Origin of the sequence: Fibrobacter sp. UWP2 (genome assembly GCF_900141705.1) — a bacterium.
In the GTDB taxonomy this organism is placed as follows: domain Bacteria; phylum Fibrobacterota; class Fibrobacteria; order Fibrobacterales; family Fibrobacteraceae; genus Fibrobacter.
In genome coordinates this window covers 1-4406 of record NZ_FQYM01000057.1, presented here as the reverse complement: position 1 = coordinate 4406, position 4406 = coordinate 1, and the positions used below count along the sequence as shown (strand labels likewise).

6 protein-coding genes are annotated in these 4406 nt (G+C 43.1%); 1 reads left to right on the top strand and 5 read right to left on the bottom strand.

Annotation, left to right across the window (positions count from 1 at the left end; genetic code table 11):
- Positions 1–53: 53 nt before the first annotated feature.
- From BUB55_RS13560 to BUB55_RS13540, 5 genes are read right to left on the bottom strand one after another with little or no spacing between them, the layout of a single operon-like run.
- Positions 54–968 carry an MBL fold metallo-hydrolase gene (locus tag BUB55_RS13560; protein WP_073192392.1) on the bottom strand — a complete coding sequence of 305 codons (915 nt, stop codon included), beginning with the start codon at positions 966–968 and terminating at the stop codon, positions 54–56.
- Position 969: 1 nt separating this feature from the next.
- Positions 970–1623, bottom strand: coding sequence for a hypothetical protein (locus tag BUB55_RS13555; protein ID WP_073192390.1), 654 nt, complete (start codon positions 1621–1623; stop codon positions 970–972).
- Between the two features lie 6 nt (positions 1624–1629).
- The gene (locus tag BUB55_RS13550) at positions 1630–2433 is read right to left on the bottom strand and encodes a hypothetical protein (RefSeq protein WP_073192388.1); all 804 of its coding nucleotides are present in this window, start codon (positions 2431–2433) and stop codon (positions 1630–1632) included.
- A 9-nt stretch (positions 2434–2442) separates the two neighbouring features.
- Positions 2443–3078, bottom strand: a complete 636-nt coding sequence (locus BUB55_RS13545) for a hypothetical protein (RefSeq protein ID WP_073192386.1) — start codon at positions 3076–3078, stop codon at positions 2443–2445.
- An 18-nt stretch (positions 3079–3096) separates the two neighbouring features.
- Positions 3097–3690, bottom strand: a complete 594-nt coding sequence (locus BUB55_RS13540) for a hypothetical protein (protein ID WP_073192384.1) — start codon at positions 3688–3690, stop codon at positions 3097–3099.
- A gap of 188 nt (positions 3691–3878) precedes the next feature.
- Between BUB55_RS13540 and BUB55_RS13535 the strand changes: the two genes are divergently transcribed.
- Positions 3879–4331: a DUF6884 domain-containing protein gene (locus BUB55_RS13535; protein WP_073192382.1), complete on the top strand. Its 453-nt coding sequence runs from the start codon at positions 3879–3881 to the stop codon at positions 4329–4331.
- The last annotated feature ends 75 nt before the right edge of the window (positions 4332–4406 follow it).

The following is a 4406-nucleotide window of genomic DNA, read 5'->3' as shown; positions in this document are numbered from 1 at the left end:
TTGTGTTTGATTTGTGGTTATTTCAAATCTAAAAATTGGAACATCCTATTTTTTTACCCCCTTAGTGGAATTTGCGAAAGAAAATATACGTTACCTAAAAACATGTTGTTTTCGAAGGAAATTTCCATCTTCCCACTATCCTTGAGCCACGAAAGATAGCTCCGAATGGTGCTACCAACAAGAACGTATTGTTGTGCATTCATCGAAAGCGAATAATGCGTAAACAGCTTTTGCAAAAGAATCTCAAAACAAACAGGTTCTTTGCAAAAAGTCAGAATATTTTCCGAGACCTCATGAACTTTGTCTATGTTAATCTGTGCCAATGGCACAATATTTTCTGTCGGATCTGCATGGGTAGGGACAAAAACATCCGCTTCTAGTGTTTTTACAGCCTCAAGTGTTTCAAGGTATTTTGCTACATCATAGATGAGGCCGATTTGATATTTTTCAAGGATTGCCTCGCTAGAAAGGCTGTCTGCGATAAACGCAACTGTTTTGTCGTTATCCACAACATTAAAGCCAACCATATCAAAGAAATGTCCAGATAGCGGAATTTGCGAAATTCCTTCGGGGAGCACATCGCCCGTCAAGAATTCCGCATTACTTTCTGCGGCCAACAAAAACTTGTGCCTAAGTTCTGCAAACGGATAACCGCCATACAAAAAAGCGGGTTCAAGAATTGGATGACGCGTAAAATCACATTCTATAGACGGGGCATATATTTTGCAATTCGTCAAGTTCTGTAGGAATTCGTTTCCACCGATGTGATCTGCATGCGAATGCGTATTGTAAATCGCCTTGAGATTCCAGCCATTCGCATCCAGGTGTTGCCGAACCTTTTTCCCCGCATTTTTATCGCTACCAGAATCAATCAAGCAGACATCGTTTCCATTGAGTTTTACAAGTCCAATTTTAGAAGGACTTTCGATATAATAGCATCGCGATGAAATTTGCTTCAATTCGTACATTTTAAGCCTCTAAAGCCATATAATCTGGCATGGGTAAGTCGTATGGCAGTGCGCGGCATTCATCAACGCCGTCGACTTCATTGTTGAACGCAAAGATTGCTGCCTGCCATACATTATGGACATCCTCATTGCGTTCCTTTGGCGATTTTAAGAAATTGCACAAGATTTCTTTCTCGCGGTCATTCAGAACCCAGATAGATTTGTTATACGATGCGCCCAATTCATATTTCGGCTCCAAGAAGGATATTCGCGCGCACTTGGTCGCAAGCCCTGGGCGCCAGTGATTGTATAGCACGAAATATGATTTCTTTTGCGGGCCCATATCAACAAATGCACGGATATTGAGATTAAGTTCCTTACTCCAAGTTGCGCCGCACGAAATCATATTAAATTCCTTGATCTGCAACTTTCCATCAGGCGAATAGACGTTTATCTCGCGTTCGGATTGGTATTCTAAATCCTCGTTCAGCGGAAGGAACTGGATGGAATAGCAATAAACGGGGCAATAGAAATTGCCGTTTCTCACGAAATCCTTCATCTGCTTCTTGGCGTCACGTAACTTTGTCCAGATTCCAAGATCGTGCTGGACCTTTTCACCGTCAACACCATTCGGGAGAATCGTCGCTACCAGCTGATACACATCTTGATTATGCATAAGGTCTCACTTTGCGCTTTTCGCGTTCTTTTTTTCCCGTTCCTTTTCGAGTATGTATACCGCTTCTTCCTTTTTCAAAGTTCGCAGGCACTTGCGAAGTTGCTGTGCAAATTTCTTGGGCACGGGAAGCGAGGGAGGGAGAACGTCAACTACGGCGGGATGACTGTGTCCAAAGCCGATTTTGCCATCTTTGCCCAAAGAATAACCAACGACGGTGTAACCATCATCGGAATCGTCGGGGTGAACCCAAGCAATATCGGGACCCAATTGCTTGATATATCTTGACCAGATTCTTTTCATCCGCTTCTTCGTGGCAGGTAAATCCCAAATGATTCCCAACTCCATAAAGTCCTTTCGAGCAATCTCGACGATATCCCCTTCCTTGAAGGGAATAGTTCTCAGGTCGCGCCCGTAAAAGCATGTATCGCCCAATTCACAGTTCTTGCCATCGTATTCCCGGATTGTCGAGACCTTGCTCTCCTGCCAAAGCGATCCGTCTTTCAGATAGCGCCGAATTGTCAGGTAATCGCCCTTGCGTATCATACATTCCTGCGGTTTTTCTTCGATAAGAAAACTATAAAGTTCCTCTTGATTCTCCCCCACAATTTTCTTGATACGTTTTTCAGCCGCATGCAAGGTCTGAAAATAACCGACATCATAGTCCCAAATATCAATTCCCGGACGAGCACCACCTTTACTTTCTAGCTCGTCTTGATCTATATGGTATGCAAGCTTGTCTTTGCTCCAACCATATTTGTAGACATGAAGAACAAAGATGCTCTTGAATTTGGGTTTAGATTGCTTTTTCATAGTCAACCTCTATATATGTATTTTCGTATATATATGAAAATCTTCCAATTTCATGTGCATGGCGTCTTCCAAGGAGTAACAGCCATCGGCAAAGAACTTGTGCATCGCAAAGCAGATACATTCGTCCTTGAATTCCGGCAGTTCAAGGCACTCAATGTTCCAGTTTAACTCTTCGTGCCAGGCATTCAATTCCTTATAATCAGTCGGTTCCTTGCCAGGGGCATCACAAATGCCTACTTCAAAACGATTCCCCCTGTCGTAGGAATCGTATAACCCACCAACTTCACCTTCCCAATCTTCTTCGGATTCGTAAATGATTTTACTTTCTATGCAAAAGGTCTTGTAGTAGGTCTTGCCCTGCTCCATAAGCGCTGTCAAATCCTTGTACATATTAAATGCGGTTTTGGCGCACTCGTCCTGAAGTTCGTGAAGTCGCCGGTTCAAGCGCAACAGTTTGTCGATGTTTTCCTTGCTGTGTTCGAACCGCGCATTGGCAATGACTTTGCGCGCCAGGAGCTGCATCTCCTGATGGTGCCTACACTCCATCTCGCTTTTCTTCTGAGCCTTTATCCAGCGAGAATCCTCAATCAGATGGTCGATTATGCCGTTCACGTATTCAGGGCTTCTGCGATCTTCGTATTTCATGAATTTACCTTTTCACCATTAACGAATGACATCTTTCAAGGACTTCAGTTCCTGAATCTTTTCTGGCAGGAATTTTTCAAGGCATTCCTTTTGCAAGGCGAAAACCCTGCGGATATCGTCTTCGAGCATGCCCGCTTCCATAATCCTCATGTCGCCCTGGGCTTCATCGGCGTATTTTTCGAGCCATTTTTGCGAGGCTTCGCCGAATTCACGCCAAAGTGAAGATGAGGGAAACCATTCCGCAATACTCGTGAGGGCAATCTTGTGAGTATCCTGCAAAATGCCCCGCCGGTCCTCCATTTCTTTGCACTTGGCTTCGTCTATGAGGTCGACGATTTCTTGCATTCTTTCGTAAGCGGCGATGGCACGCGACAGCTTGTCGTTTGCGACCGCCCTCGGATTGCTCTTGTCCAGGCCCTCCGTTTCCGAGAATTCCTTCTCGGCCGGGGCATACGCCGGGTCAAACTCATCACAACCGTCTTCGAAAACCAGGTCCAACGAGTCGCACAGATAACCGTAAAACTCCCGCACGTAATTGTAGTAGCGGAAAGCCTTGTTCATTTCCTCTTCGGTCAATGCCACAAAACTACCTGTCATCTTATTTTCGGACATAAAAAACTCCTTTGCTTGCTTATAAATATATTATGCACATGCGACAATTAGAGACGCATAAATGGATGTATTCAAAGCCACAAGGAGTAATTTCGCAAAAAAATGTACGGATTTTGATATTTTAGGAGTATATTTATGGAGAAAAACGATTAATTGCCATTTTACAATATTTTAATTGGAGGCTTATAATGGGTCGAATCATTGGGCTTGTTGCATGCAGCAAAAAGAAAAATCCTGAAGCAGCATCCGACAAAGATAAGGCTTTCCCAGCACAAGATATGTATAAAGGGAACATTTTCCTCAAATCAAGAGAATATGCAGAAACTAATTGCGATGATTGGTTTATTTTGTCCGGTAAATACGGTCTTCTTGAGAAAAATGAGGAAATCAGCTACTATAATAGCTATCTCAAAGATAAACCCGCAGCGGCTAGACGCGAGTGGTGTACCGACGTTCTAAGAGCCCTTGAAAAAAAAGGATTCGATTTGAAAGAAGATTTTTTTATTATCTTGGGCGGCTTTCCTTATTATGAATATTTGCAAAAGCATCTGAATGGTCGGGTTTTCAAGTGCTACAGCGGAGGAATTTATCTTGATACAATCAAGGATGAATTTTTTTTATGGAAGATGCCCCAAAGTTAGTTGAAATTTCTGCAACCAAAAAGAAAAAGGTGGTCTCCAACTTGTAAATTTGGTTCAGCAAAAAAACACCAAGCA

What these genes read in the sequence shown, in the direction of transcription:
- BUB55_RS13550 (WP_073192388.1), bottom strand. Translation starts at nt 2,433, where the DNA reads ATGAAAAAGCAATCTAAACCCAAATTCAAGAGCATCTTTGTTCTTCAT.
- BUB55_RS13555 (WP_073192390.1), bottom strand. Translation starts at nt 1,623, where the DNA reads ATGCATAATCAAGATGTGTATCAGCTGGTAGCGACGATTCTCCCGAAT.
- BUB55_RS13540 (WP_073192384.1), bottom strand. Translation starts at nt 3,690, where the DNA reads ATGTCCGAAAATAAGATGACAGGTAGTTTTGTGGCATTGACCGAAGAG.
- BUB55_RS13560 (WP_073192392.1), bottom strand. Translation starts at nt 968, where the DNA reads ATGTACGAATTGAAGCAAATTTCATCGCGATGCTATTATATCGAAAGT.
- BUB55_RS13545 (WP_073192386.1), bottom strand. Translation starts at nt 3,078, where the DNA reads ATGAAATACGAAGATCGCAGAAGCCCTGAATACGTGAACGGCATAATC.
- BUB55_RS13535 (WP_073192382.1), top strand. Translation starts at nt 3,879, where the DNA reads ATGGGTCGAATCATTGGGCTTGTTGCATGCAGCAAAAAGAAAAATCCT.